The following is a 19,270-nucleotide window of genomic DNA, read 5'->3' as shown; positions in this document are numbered from 1 at the left end:
TTCTGCATTCACGCCAGAGCGGCGCTGGCGGAACGCTTAACGCCTCACGGCGGCTCCATAGATCAAGGCCTTGGCCTTGGCTTCTGCGGGTTGTTTGGTGACATCGATGCCGAAATCTTTTTTCAGCATGTGATCGGCAGCCCGGAAGGCATTCGCTGCGATGGTCAACGCCGGGTTGACAGCGGCAGACGACGGCATGAACGAAGCATCAATCACGAAAAGATTGTCTTGATCGTGGCTGCGGCAATATTGGTCCAACGCCGACGTCGCCGGGTCATTGCCAAACTTCACAGTTCCGCACTGGTGCGAAGTGGAGTGCTTCAACAACGGCTTGGTCAGTACAACCGGATAGCCACTCAACCTAATCAGCGACGCCAACTTCTTAACCAGGACTTTATGCGGCTTGAGATTGTTACGACGGATGTCGAGCTGGACCTTTCCATCCTTCCACAGCACCCGGTTGTTTGGATCAGGCAGATCTTCAGTAAATGCAATCCAATCGATACTGTGCTTCGCCATTGTCACGCCCACGATCTTCGGCAGGTATGGCACATTGGCGGAGAGCATCCCACCTTGAAGCTTGCCCAGCATCTGGGCGTGTCCCAACGGGAACGAGTAGTCATCAGCGCCAAAGTAGAACTCGTTCATCTGAAGCGTCTTTTGGAACACCGTGTCGTTCTCTTTCAACGAGAGGCCCATGAGCGCCGTCTGGTTGTGCGCCATGTAGTTGCGGCCTACCACCCCAGAGCTGTTCGCCACACCGCCTGGCGCCTGGGCACAGGCAGACCTGAGCAAAAGCGCAGCGCTGTTGATCGCACCGCATGCCACGACGATCAGTTTCGCAGTCAGCACCTCGACCTTGCCGCTACGCATGACCTCAACGCCTGTCACCTGCTTGCCGTCCTCGGAAAGCAGCAGGCGTTGAACAAGCGTATTGGTCGACAGTGTCACTCGCCCGGTGGCCAAAGCTGGCTGAATCAAGGCCGTCTCAGCTTCGCTCTTGGCACCTACGCGGCAAGGAAAGCCGTCACAGGTCTTGCAGCGTATGCAATTGCCACCTTCAAAGTGATTCAGGCCCAACGGAAGTGCCGAAGTGCGTGCGCCGTAATCGCGCATCGATTTCGCCATCTTGGCGACGACGGGCTCGGTGGCCATCGCAGGGTACGGGTAGGCCTGGCTACGCCAGGGCGCGCTTGGATCGTCCGTGTCGTCGCCGTGAACGTTGAAGATCTCCTCGGCTTCCTGGTAATAAGGCTCGATGTCCTTGTAGCGATAGGGCCAGGCTGGCGACAGGCCTTCAACGTGAAGCAGGTCGTCGAAATCTTTCTCACGGAAACGGATCAGCGATGCACCATAGAACTTGGTGCAACCCCCTACGTTGTAATAGATGCTCGGGCGAAACGCTTCGCCCTTGGCGTCCAGCCAGGTGTCGTGCGCGGTGTACTTCTTTTCGAAGAACACCGAAGACACACTCCAGTTGTCCTGCTCGCGAGGAACCCAGTCGCCGCGCTCAAGGATGAGCACATTCACACCATTCTCAGCCAGACGACGGGCAGTGGCCCCGCCACCGACCCCGCTGCCTATTACAATGACATCAGGTTTTGTTTCCATCTTGTTCTTAGCCTCACTAATCACGTAACAGGCAGCTAACTGATGCGTCACAGGGCTGAACCTCCAACCTCTACCCACCGGCTCATCTCGGGCCCATGAAGCAACGCTAGTGGTGCCAGTATTTGCACTACGGCTTTCGAGCTCAATTTCGCAGCCCCCTCCAAAGGCGACGCACACTGACGCACTAAGTGAGCCCCCCAGCACGGCACGCCGCAGCCCCCCGAACTAGAGGGGTTGCGTGTGATTTAGCAACGTTGCTGGAGCCGCCCATGACGTGATTGGCACACGCCTAACTGTGCTTTAACGCTGGAACGCGTCGACTACGGAGCACAAGCCCCGGTCAGTGATTGGCATGTTCATCGCAGGTGACGCACTGGTGTACGGATTTCGAGGCATCCGGTCTGCCAGATGGGCCAGTCAAGCGTCTATCACCGCATGCTTCATGGCTGCGGCCAGCTGCAGCGGGTATAGCAGCCATCTGCTCGCTCGCCTCGACTAATCGCCTGAACAGTTGCACGCTCGCTCAACCCCCGCCGATGGCGTGCACCACCTCAAGCCTGTCGCCTTCGCAAATCTCGGTAATCGAATAAAGGCTTCGAGGAACGATATCCTGATTGAGCTCGACAGCTATGCGCCGATTGGAAAGTCCAAGAAGCTCGATCAGTCTCTCAACCGTCGCATCCAAGGGGAGATTGAAGTTTTCTCCATTCAGACTTACACGCACTTTTGCACCTCAACAAACCGGATGACACCGAACACTATGTACGGCTGCGGGAACGAACCGCTGGAACCAGGAAGAACACGATCGTCAACATCGCAAGAACCGGAGTCATCGCCATTCGCAACCCGAAGTGCTCTCCCAAAAAACCAAGCATCGGGGGACCGACCAGGAACGCGAAGTAGGCCGCCGTTGAGGCAATTGACACGCGAGCCTCCGGATCATTGGGCGTATCACCCGCGGCAGAAATACCAATCGGGAATCCGATGGAGACGCCAAGCCCCCAGAGCAACGCTGCAAGCCCGGCGAGTATCGGGTGGTTGATGAAGATCACACCTGCCAGGCCCGCCACGCCTAGCCCCAGGCAGGCCCGCAACACGCGATCACGACCAAAACGCTCGATGAAGTAGCTTCCAGCAAATCGCCCTATGGTCATCACGGCGGTAAAACCGGCATAGACGATCGAGCTGGCAGCGCCGCTGTAGCCATGGCCATCCACCATCAACAGCGGCAGCCAGTCGCTCGCCGCCCCTTCAGCCAGTGCAATTGCGAGCACAAGGATGCAGATCAACAGCAGCCGAACATCTTTCAAGTGCAAAGCCAGGCTGGGTGATTCAGCCGTCGAGTTCCCCTGCCCCGCCACCGGTCGCCTGCCAAGTCCCGGTCGGATGTGTCCCAAGGCAGTAGCCGCGATCACCATGCCCACTCCCACCGCGCAAAGCAGATGCAGGGCCACGGGAAATTTCATTGCAGTGAGCGCTATGCCGCATACAGCCCCTAGAAACGTCCCGAAGCTGAAAAAGCCGTGCAGTTGCGTCAGCACTGATCGTCGAATGATCTGCTCGACATTCGCTCCCTCTATGTTGAGAGCAATTTCGGCGGTTGCCATGCCGAGCCCGAAGGCAAACAAGCCTGCCGCCACAACCAGGGCAATGGAAAGTGACGCACCCACTGCCATGATCGATAAACTCAAAACAACTGATGACACCCCAAACGATACGATGGGTTTGGTTCCGAAGTGCCGAACCAATACCGCAGCGCTTAACACGCCAATGATCGAGCCCAAGGAAAGCCCGAACAGCACCATCCCCATTTCTGCGGTTGTGGCAGAGAGGCTGTCCCGAATATCTGGTGTGCGGGACACCCATGTCGCCATGCAAAGACCAATGATGAAAAACAGCGAAAAAAGCGCTCGACGGCGCTTGTAAATCGTGGCGTCAATTAGCCCCTCTGGAGCTTTCTCAACCGCAATATCAATGGAACTCACACCATCCTCCGTAACCTCCGCTGACAGCGGCCATTGCAGTGCTCACCACGCCTTGAAGAGTATTGACCAGCCCACCCGATGCGAACCATTTCGCAGCCCGGCCCACATCGACGCGAAGTGAAGCACTTTGGTTGGGGCAAAAAAAACCACCGCACCAGGCGGTGGTTATTCTGCGACTCGATCACTACTTCATGGTTGGCATCGAGAACTCTGCGCCCTCACGAACACTTGCCGACGGCCAGCGCTGCGTGATGGTTTTACGACGGGTGTAGAACCGGACGCCATCCGGGCCATAGGCGTGCAGGTCGCCAAACAGAGAGCGCTTCCAACCGCCGAAGCTGTGTGAAGCCACCGGTACCGGCAGCGGCACGTTGATTCCAACCATGCCCACCTGGATGTTGTCGCTGAAGTAACGGGCGGCTTCGCCATCGCGGGTGTAGATGCAGGTGCCATTGCCGTACTCATGAGCGTTGATCAGTTGCATGGCTTCTTGCATGGTGTTCACACGGATGACCTGCAGAACAGGGCCGAAAATTTCGGCTTTGTAGCTGGACATGTCGGCGGTGACCTTGTCGATCAAAGTTGCACCAACAAAGAAGCCATCTTCAAAGCCAGGGACGATGACGTCACGACCATCAACGACCACGCTGGCCCCCTGAGCTTCGGCGCTGGAGATGAAGCCGACAACCTTTTCCTGGTGCTGGCGAGTGATAACCGGCCCGAAGTCATTGCTACGCTCGGTGTGATTACCGACCTTCAGAGGCTTCATTGCCACCTGCAGCTTTTCGACCAGCGCGTCTGCTACTGCATCACCAACGGCGACAGCGACCGACAATGCCATGCAGCGCTCACCGGACGAGCCAAAGGCCGCACCAAGCAGGGAGTTCACCGCGTTATCAAGGTCCGCATCGGGCATCACGATCGCATGATTCTTCGCACCGCCAAGGGCCTGGCAGCGCTTGCCATTCGCAGTCGCGGTGGAGTAGATGTACTCCGCGATCGGGGTCGAGCCCACGAAGCTGACGGCCTGGATACGAGGATCATGCAGCAGGGTATCAACTGCCTCCTTGTCACCGTTCACCACGTTCAGCACACCCTTTGGCAGGCCAGCTTCATGCAGCAGCTGAGCGATCAGCAGGGTTGAGCTAGGATCGCGTTCGGAAGGCTTGAGGATGAAACAGTTGCCGCAGACCAGGGCCATGGGCAACATCCACAGCGGTACCATCACGGGGAAGTTGAACGGGGTAATGCCCGCCACAACACCCAGAGGCTGGAACTCGCTCCAGGAATCGATGTTCGGGCCTACGTTCTTGCTGTGCTCACCTTTGAGCAGTTCAGGAGCACCACACGCATACTCGACGTTCTCAATACCGCGCTGCAGTTCGCCAGCGGCGTCGTGGGAGATTTTGCCGTGCTCCTCACCAATGAGAGTGCAGATACGCTCAGCATGCTGCTCCAGCAATTCCTTGAAGCGGTACATGACGCGGGCCCGTTTCATCGGCGGGGTATCCCGCCAGGCGGGGAATGCAGCCTCTGCCGCGGCAATCGCCTCCTCAACAGTGGCCTTGCTGGCCAGGGCGACCCATTTCTCTACCTTGCCGGTAGCCGGGTTGAAGACATCCTGAGTACGGTTGTCATCCAGGCGAACTTCGCCGTTGATCAAATGCCCGATCGTGTTCATCTAGTAATCTCCTACTTCGAATTCAAAAAATGCGATAACTACGGTTAGTCGCGACACCAGCGTTAAGCACAAACGGGACAGTTCACCGCCAGAGAGCCTGGTACAGCTCCACCATCTCTTCTACGCTCGGTACTCGCGGATTGTTGCCTGGAGAGCCCGAAGCCAGTGCCTGTTCGGCCATGGTCGTCACCACTTCATCAAAGCGCTCGCGGGTCACACCAAACTCTTGGAGAGTTGGCACCGACAGGTCGCGATTGATCGCTTCCAGGAAGCTGACAAGCCGTGCATTGGCAACCGCATCCGGATCGCTTGGGCTTGCCGCCCCAATGGAACGCGAGCATTGGGCATAGCGCTCCGGCGCAGACGAGATTGAGTACGCCGTCACGCACGGCAGGAGCATGGCGTTCGACAGACCGTGAGGCACATGGAAGAAAGCGCCGATGGGACGACTCATGCCATGCACCAGGGCAACGGAAGCGTTGGAGAACGCGATACCGGCCAGCGTTGAGCCGATCATCATGGCTTCGCGCGCCTCCTCATCAGATCCGTTTTCGTAAACCCGGCGAAGGTTCGGCCCGATCAAGCGCATTGCTGCCAGTGCTTGCGTATCGCTGTAAGGGTTGGCCTTACGACTGACGTATGCCTCGATGGCATGAGTCAGCGCATCGATGCCCGTATCGGCCGTTGTTCGAACAGGCAGAGTCAGCGTGAGCTTGTAGTCGATCAACGCGGCAACAGGCATGAAGCCGACACCTGCGCAGAGCAACTTCTCGTCAGTCTTTTCATTGGTGATGATCGTAAAGCGCGTCACTTCCGACCCGGTGCCTGCCGTTGTAGGAACAGCGACGATCGGCAGGCCTGCCTCGTTGACCTGACGGGGGAAACGATAGTCCTGAATCTCGCCGCCGAACTTGCCCAGGATGGCAATCGCCTTGGCGCTATCGATTGGGCTACCGCCTCCAAGCGCGACAATCGAGTCGAAGCTCCCCTCTCGCACCCGGGCAACGCCGGCAGCGATGGAAGCAGCAGTGGGCTCGGGCACGGTGTCGTCGAACACCTCGGAAGGGATATCCCGCTCCGACAGCAACGAGGTCAGGCGCTCGGCATAGCCCAGCTTGACCATCACCTTGTCCGTGATGATCAAAGGTCGCCGGCAGCCCAGCGAGTTGAGCACATCTGGCAATTTGAGGCTGGCATCGCCTCCGATTTCCATGATTCGCGGCAGGATGGCTTGTACCGACATGGATCACACCTCCAGGCTTTTCAGAAACCAATATTTTTATATAACGAGACAAAACGTATCGCTATTGGCTTTTTATGTCGAGGGTGTCTTGGTGATTTTTTTCGTGCCTGCAAGGCCGGCACTCTCGATTGCGAAGGGCAAAAAAGCTTCAAACCCATCTGCTACAGGGCTCTCGGGATTTGATGCACGGCTCAGATGTTCGGCGATGCGGCGATTCACACCGAACCATGCGCTGCGACTGTGCTGCGGGATTGTTCGCGGAGTGCGTCGAGGTTGCTTCAGAGTGCGTCTATCAGGATCGCGATGCGAAATTGTGAGGCAGTGACTCCGTCAGTTAAAAATCGAGTCACCGGTTCTTTGCAGGGATGCGTAGAGCGCACGGAGAACCCGGGAAGCTGGAGCTGCCTGGTCACTCGACCAGCAGATCGAGCCTGAGGAATCAACCAGGTGCAAGATAGAGCGAGCAGCACCGTTGCGAATCAAGCGCGCAAGCTAACAGTGGCGATAACAGCCAAAACAACAAGCAGTAGACGTCAAGATTCATCACTGTCTAAAAGCCTTAGGCAATAACAATCCAATCAAGGAAGAGCAATCCCAAGCTACTTCCGGGCAGGTGATAAAATGCAATCCAACAATCAAAACAGTTCTCTCGTGACACCCAAAATCCGCAATGCGCGCATGGCAACCTTCTCTGGCTTCATGCTTCTGGGCGCCCTCTTCTACACATGGTCTGTCGGCGTCACTGCATTTCGCAATCACCTTGGCCTCTCCGGGAGCCTGGGCGACATGGACTTCGGCATGCTGGCACTGGGTATCGCCGTGGGTGCTGCGTTCGGCGCTTTCCTGGTCGGCTACGCGGTCGACTACTTCAGTCCGCGAGCTGTATTGCGAGTACTCCTCTGCGCCTATCCGGTCTCGTTCATTTGCTTGGCGGTGGCCCCTGAATACTGGTTCGCCATGGTGTTCGCCTGCATGCTCGGTTTCTTGCGCGGCGCCACAGACACAGCCCTGAACGCGCATGGTGTGGAGGTAGAGAGGTACTATCAACGCCCCATCATGTCCTCTTTCCACGCCTTCTTCTCACTGGGTGGCTTCCTGTTCGGCTTCATCGCCAGCTACCTGGCCGGCTTCTCCACCGACAGTGCCATTATTCCTTTCACAACCGCAGGCGTGTCACTTGCCATCCTGGGTCTGATTACCAGCAAATTCATGCTCGGCAAAGATGACCTTCTGCCTGTACCAACACCAACCGGTGCTGCTGCCTCGACCAGCCAGATGGATTGGCGCGTACTGTCTCTGATGGTCGTATTCGGCCTCATCCTGATCGCCGGCATGATTGGTGAGAGCTCTGTCAGCGACTGGGGACAGGAATTCATGCACCGCGAGCGCGGCATGAGCATCACCACCGCAGGCATGGCCATCAGCCTTTACACTGGTGCCGGCTTCATTGCTCGCCTGACCGGTGACTGGCTGGCGGCGCGAATTGGCCGCGCAAGCATGCTGTTCCTGAGCTGCGTCGTATCGATCGTCGGCATGCTCTGTGCCACCCTTAGCAAAGAGCCGCTCATGAGCGTCGTCGGCTGTGCGCTACTGGGTGCAGGTCTGGCTTGCATCGCTCCTCTGATGCTGGGTGCGGCCGGCCAGAAGGATCCTGCGAACGCAGGCCGAAACGTGGGCATCGTCAACGGCATCGGTTTCTTCGGCATGCTCGGCGGCCCAGCTATCTACTCGCTGATCATTACCACCTACGGAATCGAAGCACTCTTCTACCTGCCGCTGGTACTCATGGCGATCGTCACCGTCATCGCCCCGCTGAGCGTACGCACCAAGGCAGCTAACCAGGCGTGCACCACCCCCGGAAATCTCGCCGTGCGTTAAGCGCCGGCTCGCCAGGTCTCAGCACCACCCGCATAAACCAGGGGCTCCCTGGTTTATGCGTTATCAGGACGCCCTACTCCTCCCCCAAGGGTTCCTCCACCAGGCTCGACAGTTCCGCCGCCGCCTGCTGAAGGTTTGGCTGGAATCGGAGCAGATCCGCCAGGCTCTTCCTCACCGTCGGTGCATGCGCGTAGAGGCACGCCATGAGGCGCCCACTTGCATCCTTGATAGGCACCGCGCAAGCCACCATGCCCTCTACAAACTCCTCGTTATCGATACCGATCTCTGTCGACCTGATCTTCAACAGCTCAAGCTCCAGTTGCTCAGCACTGGTAATAGTATTTTTCGAGAGCCGCTTGAGGGCGAGATTTTGAAGTATTTGCTGGCGGCGAGACTTAGAGAATGTGCTCAAGTACAACTTTCCACTGGCCGTGCACCACATGGGAACATGCGCCCCCTCAGGAAGGTGCAACTGCAATGGCCAGTCACTTTGAACACGGTCGTAATACACCATATCAATACCGTCGGGCATCGCGATGCCACAAGTCTCATCCAACTCACTTGACAGTCGACGCAAAATTGATTGCCGGAGCGCCTTGTAGCGACTGGCGTAAATGACGCCCATGGCTATTTTATGAAGCCGCGCTGTTGGCACAACCAGCCCACGCATATTGGTTTGGAGATAACCATCAGCCTGAATCTGTTGAAGCAAGCGATGAATACTTGGCTTCGGAATATCCAACATAAATGCCAGGTCTGCCGGGGACAGGGCCGCCTTGGCCAGCGCGACAGCCTCGATAATCTCCATGACGCGCGAGATGGAGGATCCCTTAATCCTGCCAGTGTTACTTTCACTCATTCAAAACACCATTTTGTCATAAGTCAGTTACGGAACATGCAGCGGCGTGCCCACCCTCAAAGACCTGAAACAGAGCGGATACATTGCTCGACACAGTAGACCGAACGTCGATTCTGACGCAGAATGTACAGGATTGAGACAGCAAAACTCAAAAATCGGAGAATGCCATTGAAAACCCTGCCTTGCTTCAGATGGCACAAAGCATGCTTGAGTTTTCAATCACCGTGTAGCTCGATGAAGTGTGTGCCCCCAGTTTCCTCCAGTATTGGGAGTGATACTGCCGAAGCTTACAGCTTGGGCGGGCCGCTATTCGTAGTGGAGGATTATAAGAAATGCCTGTAACGATTACGCCCAATCTAGTTGAACGCAGTCAAAACCGGTACGACTTGCAGCTCAATCTTCAGAAAAACTTAATGACGCTTGTAGAGTCCTGCCGTTCTGTTGCAGACCTGTGTCGAAAAGTTGATGTCAATCGGCAACAGTTCAACAAAGTATCTCGCGGGACAGCACCTGCCTTCTCAGAAAATCCTGCAGAAAATCTCCAGGTATTTCATGATGGAGGTTGACGACTTATTCCGATCGCCCCTTGAGTTTAAAAGCTTCTACGAAGGATTTGAAAACGAACTGCCGATGGGGCTCCGCTCATCAAAAGAGTTCACGCACTTCTTGCCACTGGCCAAAAACTCGCCTGAGCAATTGAACGATTATCTGGGTGTTTATTACCGCTATCACAACTCGTCAATTTACAAGGGTCGCATTCTTCGCTCGGTCACCTGCCTGTACCGCGCTGAGTCGATGGTGCAGTACGTCACCGTGGAACGCTTCCCGCTGCTGGATGGCAGTGGAAAAATCGGCTGCTCGTTCACCTATCACGGGTTCTGCTTGTTGCTGGGCGACCGAATCTTCATGATCGACTTTGAGAGCAAGCAGCGCAACGAGATTACCTGCTCGATCCTTACGCCACAGCACCGACGCCCCATTCGCTTCCTCTACGGCCTGATAACCGGTGTAGCGTCCACGTCCTACCGGCAGCCGTTCTCTACGCGCATGGCGCTTGGATACGTGGACAAAGGGCTGATCCGCCGCGAGCACCTCAGGAACGCGACTGTGATACTGCCCAGCGACCTGTCCGTGCCGCTGGAAGTGCGCGAGTACATGACAGGGGATAGCTCGACCATCCTGTGGGGTGGTGAGGGCTGAGTCAGCACGCGCGCCACTCGCAAACCGGGCAAACGAAAAAAGGCTGGTCATCACTGACCAGCCTTTTTCATGAGCGCACGGTGTTACTCAGCAGCCGCACCGAACGGAACATCCTTACCGCCGTAGCGGCGAACACGAATGTTGGCCTGCTCGGCGTGGCCAGTGAATTTCTCCAGGATACACAGACGGGAGCAGTATTCACCGATCATGGCCGAGGCCTCGTCTGTGAGGATGCGCTGATACGTACAGGTCTTCAGGAACTTGCCAACCCACAGACCGCCGGTGTAACGAGCAGCACGCGAAGTAGGCAGCGTGTGGTTGGTACCGATCACCTTGTCGCCATACGCAACGTTGGTGCGGGCGCCCAGGAACAGCGCGCCGTAATTCTGCAGGTTGTTCAGGAAGTAGTCCGGATCACGAGTCATCACCTGGACGTGCTCGGAAGCCAGACGGTTCGCTTCCACGATCATCTCTTCCTGGCTTTGGCAGATGATAACCTCACCGTAGTTGTCCCAAGCCTTGCGCGCGATCTCAGCAGTGTCCAACAGCCCCAGCAGACGCTCGATCTCAGCCAGGGTGTCTTCACCCAGCTTGCGCGAGGTCGTAATCAGCACTGCCGGCGAGGTCGGGCCATGCTCAGCCTGACCTAGCAGGTCGGTTGCCACCAGCTCGCCGTCAACCGAGTCATCCGCAACAACCAGGGTCTCGGTAGGGCCAGCAATCAGGTCGATACCGATCTTGCCGAACAGCTGACGCTTGGCTTCTGCAACGTAGGCGTTACCTGGGCCAACGATCATGTCGACCTCAGGGAATTCACCGATACCCAAGGCCATCGAAGCAACGGCTTGCACACCACCGATACAGTAGATCTCATCGGCGCCGGCCAAGTGAATTGCAGCGATCACCGGAGCGCTTGGACGGCCTTCGAAGGGCGGGGAAGTCGCGATAACCTTCTTCGCACCGGCGACCTTGGCAGTAATGATGCCCATGTGAGCCGAGGCCAACAGCGGGTACTTGCCACTCGGGATGTAACAGCCAACCGTCTCAACCGGGATGTTCTTGTGACCCAGGATCACGCCAGGCAGCGTCTCGACCTCGATGTCTTTCATCGAGTTGCGCTGATGCTGAGCGAAGTTACGAACCTGTGCCTGAGCAAACTTGATGTCATCAATCTGCTGCGGGGTCAGCTCGGCCAGGCATTCGTCGATTTGCGCTTGAGTCAGGCGGAAGCTGGCGGGGTCCCATTTATCAAACGTTGCCGAGTATTGGTGAACTGCCACTTCGCCGCGGTTGCTGATGTCGGAAATCATCTCCTCGACGATTCGGCGTACTTGTACGCTGTCCGCCTCTCCAGCTGGCTGAGTGGTTGAAGATTTCAGATAGTACGCCATGGGTTGTTCCCTTTTGTTGATTTGCTTCGCCTAGGACGGATGCGCTCAAAATGAGCTTGGTTCTCCCATCCGATGAGCGAAGTATTCCCAAGAGTCCATAGCGCGCTCAATTTCGCAGCTCCAACCTGATTGACGCACAGTGACGCATTTGCAGGCGTAGTTTGAGAAAAAACCCAGCAGTCCCCGTACGGCAGGCTCAAGTCCCGGCGTAGCAGCCACAGAGATCAGGCAAGACCAACGGCAGAAAATCGAGATAGGCCGCATAGACCTTGCATCGTGCGTCAGGTGTGACGTGCGACGCAGGTAAGAGCGCTTCAGCGTGCGTACTGCGGGGCCGGGAAAGAAAGGTCATTCTGTAACACCGGCCCTGCCCCCTCACGCGCAACGATCACCTCAACAAGTGACGGCCCATTGCTTTTCAGCGCCTTCTGATACACCGACTTCAATTGCGAAGCGTGCTCCACACGCCAGGCATCGAGCCCGAAATTCCTCGCAACCTCTGCGTAGTGTGGAGAATATGGTTTGCCATCTGGAAAGTTGAACTCGCAACCATAATGGCGCCCGAACACCCCGTTCTGCCCGTCGCGCAGCGACATGTATCCGCTGTTGTTGAACACGACGAACAGGACAGGAATGGTATGCATCACGCAGACCGCCAGTTCCTGGAGCGAGTGGAGGAAGTCGCCATCACCGACCAGGCAGATGACTTGGCGAGCGGGCATGGCGAGCCTGGCGCCGATTGCAGCAGGAACTGCCCAACCGAGCGATGACGAGTCACCACACGTGAGGTGAGTGCGCGGGTGGTAGATGGGAAACATCTGGTGCACCGCCCCTTTGACGCCGCCTGAGCCTGCAACGATGATTGCGTCGCTTTCGATCCAGTTGCGAAGCTCCAGCAGCGGTCGCTGCAGGTTGAAAGGAGCACAGTCACTGTTACTCAGCAACTCGACCTGCTCATTCCACTGCTGTCTCAGGGCAATAATTTCCTTCAGATAGGGCGCCCGCCTGGTGGCCAACTGCGTGCGTTGAGCCGCGGTGATTGCCGATCCAATTGCATCCAGGGCCAGCTTCGCATCTGCAACGATTGCCAGGTCGACGTCATGGCGCTTGCCAATCTGCTTTGCATCGATATCGATGTGCACCAGACACGCATGAGCAAGGGCAGAATCTCGTCCCCCGCCCCACCCCAGGTCCAACACATTCTCCAGCCGGGTGCCAACAGCCAGGATCAGGTCTGCACTACTCAAAAGACAGTTGCCACAAGTACTGCCTAGACGGCCGATAGCGCCGCCATTGAGGGCATGATCATCAGGGAATGCGCCCTTGCCACCGGATGTACTGACGACCGGAGCGTGCAGGTACTCGGCCAGTTTCACCAATTCATCAGTGACGTCAGCATTGATGACGCCACCCCCCACCAGAATCACCGGGCGCTGGGCATCACAAAGCAGCGCAGCAGCATTCGACACCACCTGCGCATCCGGACATGACTTGAGATTGGCCTGCCGCTGAACCGAGAAATCGAGTTTGGCTTCTGACGTGCCGATCTGCGCACTGACCGACAATGCAAGGCTGGCCGGCCCAGGCCGACCCGATAGCATGCTAACGAATGCCTGCCTCAGAACCTCCGGAATTGCGTCGACCTCGTTCACGTAGCAATCGACCTTGCAAAGTGTTGCTCTATCGCCTCGAGACGCGGTTTTCGCAGCGTCAACCAACGACCTTTCCTTATCCCCGCTCAGAACCAGTACGGCAGAAGAATTCGCTGACGCCGTAGCCAACGCACAGACAGCTTTAGACGTTTCCAGACCGGCTGGCAGTAACGCTGCCATCGGCCGTCCGCAGGCTCGAAAGAAACCATCGGCCAGATGAACGGCGCTCTGTTCCTGCATGACCTGGATGAAGGGAATCTCGGATCCAGGCTCAAGGAAGGCATCCACCATGGCCCAAGAACCGTAGCCGGGAATGCCAGCAACGTACTGTACCCCGTGGGCTTTTAGCGCTTTTGCCAGAATCTGGCCCCCAGTGAGCTTCATTGGAATACCTTCTTGTTGAACGCCGATGACGAGGTGCGAGCCTGCTGCAAGGAACACTTCCAGGACCGAAGATTATTTTTCCCATCAGGCGAGATCTCCATTTCGCACCCCTTGAAAAATCGACGCAATGAGACGCACACGTTCGGGCTCACCCACGCTTGAGCCCAAGCTCCACAAGATGAAGCACGATGAATAACATCGGAACTCAGTCTGTCAGGCGTAAGGGGGTTCGAAGAACTGCATCGCAGATTGGTAAGCGAGTTCAGCCATCTGATCCACCGCAAGCCCACGATGAATGCCCGATATGATCTCGACGCCCCAGGGCCCGTCAAAGCCCGTCTGCCTCACATTGTGAATGAACCCGCAGATATCGATCTCTCCGTCGCCGATGAGCAACCTCTGGTGGTTGGACTGCTCTATCAGGTTATCCGACATCACGAACATGGCGTCACTCAGCTCCACGCCCTTGATCAAAGGTGCTGGGATCTTGGCGATCTCGGACATCTCCATGCCACCATAAGCTACGTGCCAACTGTCGATGACCATGCCTGCGTTATCGTGCAAGCCTTGGGTGACTGCCATGGCCTTGTCGATAGTCGATACTTTGGAGAACGGCATGAACTCGATAGCTACGTCGATGGAGAATTCAGCTGCGACTCCGCACAAGGCCTGCAAAGAGGCCCGCATGCCCGCTACATCAAGGTCGCCCTGCTCCAACACACCAGCCCCACATTTGAGTCGCTGGGCCCCGATAGCCGCCGCGAACTCCAGAAGCTGCTTTCGCTTGTAGTCGGACGCTTGCTTTTTGCTTCCTTGCAAGTGCCAATCGGTCAGGAACTCGACTTCAGCGTACTCCAGGCCATGCTCTTTGAGCAGATTGGCGACTTCTCGAATACCAATGGTCTGCTCCAAGTGAAGCAAATCAGCATAGGTGAACCCCAGCCCACTCCAACCGGCCTTACTTGCTGCAGATACACGATCCTGAAGGCTAAAAGTGGCGACCTCACTGGGCGCGCCAGGAAACGTGTTCCCAGCCAGTGTCCAGTACGAAGCGATCAATTGAGTTTTCTTGTTTTTCATGCAGAGCACCTGAACTCAAGAACATGGCAGTGAGCAACCTGATCAAGCAGGCAATATGGGCAATTGCGGCAGTTGGCCGAAACTTCGCAGCCCATCAAATCGCGACGCAGATCGACGCACAGCGTTGTGCTCCCAGATTTTTCCAGAAGGATTGAATCGCCACGGATGCTGCAGACACCTTCTTTACCTGCGTGGCCGCCCCCGGTAGCCCACGAGCGAAGGAATGCCGCGCCCGCAACGCACCTGCAGCGAGGCAAAAAAAGATCGTGGCCATTTGCTATATCGCCGAGTGCCTACTACTTTTCCAAGCGCCACCGTCGCGTCACCAGGAAGGTGGCCACCTCCCCCCCCCAGTCCATGCAGCAAGGAGCTCTCAGAATGGGTATCAGTGCCAAAGTAAATGCTGAGTTTTTGATCGACAACAAGACCTACAAAGCTTCGCTCAACATCCCCAACTCCGCACCGACTGCCGATAAGCCGTTCATCTTCACTGTCACCTCCAAAGGCGAAGCCGCAGACGCGGTACTGCAGACACTTCTCGAAGTCGCTGTCGGCGCCACCGACCAGGTATACGTTGCAGTTGCACCACCCATGGACCTGATCTCCGACGCCATTGGTGGTGACGCCAAGGTCGTCCAGGCGCTCAACGTTGAAGTCTCCGAAGGCAAATACAAAGACGGGAAATTCGAAGTCAAGGCCTGACTCCTCCACGGTGGGGCATGTCACTATGCCCCACCGCATTGATGTACCTGCCTGCGGGAGGGCCCCTCGCCCATGGATATCCGCGTTACGGCGCACTTTGCCTGGTCGGAGATTTTTGGTCGCAAGATCGCCGCCCGAAGCAAGTGCCAGCTGGACCTGTCACGCCAGTACAGCCTGATCTATGCAGACCTGGGAACAGAGGATGCACAGGGGTGGAATGTTCTCGCTGAACTCAACAAAGCCTTCGATATCGAGCTTCCGGCCGAATATCTGAGGGTGATGGATGCCGGGTTCTTCACATTCAGTCATTTCGGCAACGGGGCGGTCCCCCCGAACACCTCTTTGGACAAGATTTTCCCGCAATCGCCGGTTCCACTCAGTGTCTCCAGTGCCACCGAGCCGATGACCAATACAGCGGGGTTTTGGCTGACGGTAAGCCTCGACGATATCAAGCTGTTCGGCAGCCTGATCGAAATAGGGTACGCCTCGCCCTCTGGCGACGGTGACAAGCTCTCACTCTCCGCGGTGCTGGCTAGAGGGACTGTCGCCGGCAAGGCGGTGAGTGACGCGATCTACTTGGCCAGCTTGCCGAACATCCGCTTGTTCAAGCTGTTCGGCTTTGAAGAGGTCGAGGTTCGATATCGCTTCAAGGAAGCCAGACAGCTCAATGTCAAAGGCAAGCTGCGTGTGTCCCTTTTTGATGAGAAGCAGTATCTGTTCGAAGGGGTACTGAACTCGGACGAGGTCAACAGAACCTTCTCAGCCTGCTTGAAAAGTGCCGAACCCGATCAAAGCGTTACCAGGCTCTTCGGCGACCAGATGCGTGGCATTACCTTCCAGCGCCTGGTGTTCGGGATATTCGCTCGCTATGGCGACAACGATGATCAACGAACATTCCAGGTCCAGGGTACGGTCAGAGTCGGCTCAGCCCAGCTGACCGGGTACATCTACCTGCACAACGGCAAACCCCAGGTGGCCAGCATAAAAGTCGACAAGGCACTGTCGATCGGTGATGTGTTCAACCAATGCATCCCGGGGGCCCTGTGGCCGACCTCGCTCATCGACATCACCTTCAAGGCAGGCAGCGAGCTGTATTACCGCTCGGCCGCTGGAAGCCAACTCGCAAGACTGGAGACATTCTCATGCCCTGCCGAGGGGGACCTGCCCGATCGTCAACTTAGCGCCAGCATCGACTACCAGAATGGGTTCAACATAAGGGCGCTGTTCGACCTGACACTCGTCAAGACCCTGGAAGTGGTCGGCACGATCCAGATTGCCGAGGATGGCGTCACTGCCGATATCAGCCTGGGCAAGCCCATCGACCTCTTCATCGTGACCATCGCGGCATCACGCGCCTCACAGCCCATCGGCGGGCCTGCGTTCGAGCTGTCTACCGTCGAGAAGAAATCCTCTATGGGTTTCGTTGGCAGCCTATGGTTCATGCAGGAACAATTTGGCGTCGACGTCCGCGTGAAAGCCACCAGAAACGCGAAGGGAAACACCCAGGTCGACGGTACGCTCACGGCGCTATCGAACTACCCACCGTTCCTGCCCGCTGGCACATCCCTGGGGCTTCGGTACAGCAAGGACGGTGGCTTCCAGGTGACGAACTGGCCAAGTTTCGAGTATCTGACCAACGCCATCGATTTCATCAAGACACTGCAGAAACTCTCCGACCAGGGCAGCGCCGGGTGCGGCAAACTCGTCGGGTTCGCCTTCGAGAAGCTTCTACAGTCGAAATTCCGCGTGAGTGTCTCGTTTGGTACCCAGGAAAACGATGAGGGGGTAACGCTGGTCCTCGATGGGTCCTATACGCTCTGCGTCGCGCAGACCTCCCTCACCGCGGTAGCGATTCCATTTCCAGGGTTGGTGTCGATCCCCCTACCCAACTCGATCAGCTTTTCCGAGTTGGGCAACTACATCGAACGTGCTCTGGCTGCAGCAGCTGAATCATTTGTCAAAGCCCTGGTGAAAAACCGAGAGGCCATTGCTGCCGTCATTGGCCTCACCGCGGGAAAAGCCGCGGCCTCCTATGCCGCTACTCTTGCCTGCCAGGCCTTGATCGACGGTGTAGCAGCAGATGCTGTTGTTGCGACAGCTGCAGAGACCCTTGCCGCAGCCACGGCCGCAGAGGCGGGGGCCGGCGCTGCTGGGGCCCTGGTCGCCGGCGCCGTAGTCGCGGTTGCAGATTTCTTTGCTGGCACAGGCACAGGCACAGGGACTGGCACTGGCACTGGCGGCACAGGAACAGGAACAGGAACCGCGACACAGAGCCCGCCTGTTGATCCGCGAGTCACCATCACCAACCGTGTGGTCACTCTGACCTGGGGGGGTGGCCAGGGCAATGCGCGCTATCACGCGCAATTGCTCGACAGTGCCGCGACCATCCTGCTGAACAACCCGGACCTGGCGGGTGCGGCCCGGCAGACCCAGTTCGAGTTTGGCCCAGAGTGGCCTTCAGGCCCTTACACGGCCCAGGTCCAGGGTGTTCATGAACAATCGGCCACCCGCTGGGCGGCGGCTCCCTTCAACCGGCTGACAGCGCCGGCCCAACCCAGCGCTCAAGCAGACACCACGGTCCCGGCGCCAGCATATGGAGTGCAGCTGAGTTGGCCACCGATTGTCGGGGCCTCCTCGTACGAGCTCTCTACCCGCCTGCCCGGGAGTGCGACCGATAGGGTCCAGATCGAGCCCGGCGCAGATCAGTCGCTCCCACCTGCGGCATACGCATTCATTTTCGAAGAGGCTTCCCCAGCGGGGGATTATCGCTTCAGCGTAACGGCCAAGGGTGGGCATGCATCCGTAGCGAGTCCAGACAGCGAGCCGCTGACGCTTGTACGTCCAGGCCAGCCCCAGGACTTCCAGGCCAGCAGTATCGGCAGCAATGTTGCGTTGCGCTGGCGTTCGGTTGCTGGTGCATTGCGCTACCAGGCATTGGCGCAGAAGAAAGGGGCTGCCCCTCTGGTTATTGAGCTGCACGCCCGGGAGGAAAGCGGCGTCGAGCATGCAGACTTCGCTCTACCCTGCCCTTCGCATTCGCCTTCCGTTTACCAGGTGCAGGTCTGGGCGCTGCCTGGCGCCGACCAGGTGAACTACGTAGCGGGCGTGCCGTCAGCCGTCGTCCAGGTGACGATTACGCCCTATGCAACCGCATCAGAAATGGCCACCGCGCTGCATGCCCTCACTATCGAGGGGAGCGCGTGCGGTACACAGTTGATAGCGGCATTCCCGAACCTGACACCGGACACTTTGGCCATCGCCATGGCGCAAGGCGGCTACCCGGCCATTGAGACCAGCAATGGCCTGCTTGCTGTGTGGCCTGATACCCCACCTCTTGAGCTGGCGACCGTACTTGCCCTGGCGTATCCCGATCCGTTGCAGTTTGCCGCCTCCCAGCGTGACCAGGGCGTGCCTGGAGAGCTGTGCGCAGTCAATCTGTTGAAGGCATTCCCACAGCTTGGCGTATCAGAGATGGCGCGCGCCATGGCAAAGGCAGGTTACCCCGCAACGGACACCGCGACAGGCCTCAAGGTGGCGTACCCCGCCATCTCGCCTGTGGAGCTATCAACTGCGCTGGTGCTCGCTTATCAGTGACGCCGCCATG

General features: G+C 57.5%; 13 protein-coding genes. 4 read left to right on the top strand and 9 right to left on the bottom strand.

Translation table 11 applies throughout. The annotated features are described in order from the left end of the window. Positions 1 to 36: 36 nt before the first annotated feature. From QMX96_RS07950 to QMX96_RS07930, 5 genes are all read right to left on the bottom strand, one after another. The gene (locus QMX96_RS07950) at positions 37 to 1,611 is read right to left on the bottom strand and encodes a GMC family oxidoreductase (RefSeq protein WP_282361528.1); all 1,575 of its coding nucleotides are present in this window, start codon (positions 1,609 to 1,611) and stop codon (positions 37 to 39) included. Between the two features lie 523 nt (positions 1,612 to 2,134). Beyond that, positions 2,135 to 2,335, bottom strand: a complete 201-nt coding sequence (thiS, locus tag QMX96_RS07945; RefSeq protein WP_116053986.1) for a sulfur carrier protein ThiS — start codon at positions 2,333 to 2,335, stop codon at positions 2,135 to 2,137. Positions 2,336 to 2,369: 34 nt separating this feature from the next. Then, positions 2,370 to 3,596, bottom strand: a complete 1,227-nt coding sequence (locus QMX96_RS07940) for an MFS transporter (RefSeq protein WP_200893442.1) — start codon at positions 3,594 to 3,596, stop codon at positions 2,370 to 2,372. A gap of 184 nt (positions 3,597 to 3,780) precedes the next feature. After that, positions 3,781 to 5,277, bottom strand: a complete 1,497-nt coding sequence (locus tag QMX96_RS07935; RefSeq protein ID WP_043859784.1) for a CoA-acylating methylmalonate-semialdehyde dehydrogenase — start codon at positions 5,275 to 5,277, stop codon at positions 3,781 to 3,783. Between the two features lie 82 nt (positions 5,278 to 5,359). After that, a complete protein-coding gene (locus QMX96_RS07930) occupies positions 5,360 to 6,520 on the bottom strand; it encodes an iron-containing alcohol dehydrogenase (protein WP_282361527.1) in 1,161 nt (386 codons plus the stop codon). A 621-nt stretch (positions 6,521 to 7,141) separates the two neighbouring features. On the opposite strand from QMX96_RS07930, the gene QMX96_RS07925 reads away from it, so the two are divergent. After that, on the top strand, positions 7,142 to 8,398 hold the full coding sequence (locus QMX96_RS07925) for an MFS transporter (protein WP_282361526.1): 1,257 nt from the start codon (positions 7,142 to 7,144) through the stop codon (positions 8,396 to 8,398). A 73-nt stretch (positions 8,399 to 8,471) separates the two neighbouring features. Here the strand turns inward: QMX96_RS07925 and QMX96_RS07920 are convergent, their stop codons facing one another. Next, positions 8,472 to 9,257 carry an IclR family transcriptional regulator gene (locus QMX96_RS07920; protein WP_043859787.1) on the bottom strand — a complete coding sequence of 262 codons (786 nt, stop codon included), beginning with the start codon at positions 9,255 to 9,257 and terminating at the stop codon, positions 8,472 to 8,474. Positions 9,258 to 9,722: 465 nt separating this feature from the next. Between QMX96_RS07920 and QMX96_RS07915 the strand changes: the two genes are divergently transcribed. After that, positions 9,723 to 10,457, top strand: coding sequence for an XRE family transcriptional regulator (locus QMX96_RS07915; protein WP_282361525.1), 735 nt, complete (start codon positions 9,723 to 9,725; stop codon positions 10,455 to 10,457). An 83-nt stretch (positions 10,458 to 10,540) separates the two neighbouring features. Here QMX96_RS07915 and hisD read toward each other — a convergent pair whose 3' ends face one another. The 3 genes from hisD to QMX96_RS07900 form a co-directional block, all read right to left on the bottom strand. Beyond that, complete coding sequence (gene hisD / locus QMX96_RS07910; protein WP_088515025.1) at positions 10,541 to 11,848, bottom strand: histidinol dehydrogenase; 1,308 nt, start codon at positions 11,846 to 11,848, stop codon at positions 10,541 to 10,543. A 314-nt stretch (positions 11,849 to 12,162) separates the two neighbouring features. Continuing rightward, a complete protein-coding gene (locus tag QMX96_RS07905; RefSeq protein WP_282361524.1) occupies positions 12,163 to 13,884 on the bottom strand; it encodes a thiamine pyrophosphate-binding protein in 1,722 nt (573 codons plus the stop codon). Positions 13,885 to 14,097: 213 nt separating this feature from the next. Next, positions 14,098 to 14,964: a sugar phosphate isomerase/epimerase family protein gene (locus QMX96_RS07900; RefSeq protein ID WP_282361523.1), complete on the bottom strand. Its 867-nt coding sequence runs from the start codon at positions 14,962 to 14,964 to the stop codon at positions 14,098 to 14,100. 378 nt (positions 14,965 to 15,342) lie between these two features. On the opposite strand from QMX96_RS07900, the gene QMX96_RS07895 reads away from it, so the two are divergent. Both QMX96_RS07895 and QMX96_RS07890 read left to right on the top strand, forming a co-directional pair. Beyond that, positions 15,343 to 15,666 (top strand): hypothetical protein, encoded by a 324-nt coding sequence (locus tag QMX96_RS07895; RefSeq protein ID WP_123753042.1) that lies wholly within the window; start codon positions 15,343 to 15,345, stop codon positions 15,664 to 15,666. Between the two features lie 72 nt (positions 15,667 to 15,738). Then, positions 15,739 to 19,260, top strand: coding sequence for a hypothetical protein (locus QMX96_RS07890; protein ID WP_282361522.1), 3,522 nt, complete (start codon positions 15,739 to 15,741; stop codon positions 19,258 to 19,260). Positions 19,261 to 19,270: the final 10 nt, after the last annotated feature.

The organism is Pseudomonas sp. PS01300 (assembly GCF_029960155.1).
Taxonomy (GTDB): domain Bacteria; phylum Pseudomonadota; class Gammaproteobacteria; order Pseudomonadales; family Pseudomonadaceae; genus Aquipseudomonas; species Aquipseudomonas palmensis.
Note: the sequence above shows the minus strand (reverse complement) of the source record. Positions and strands in the feature narration are given on the sequence as shown.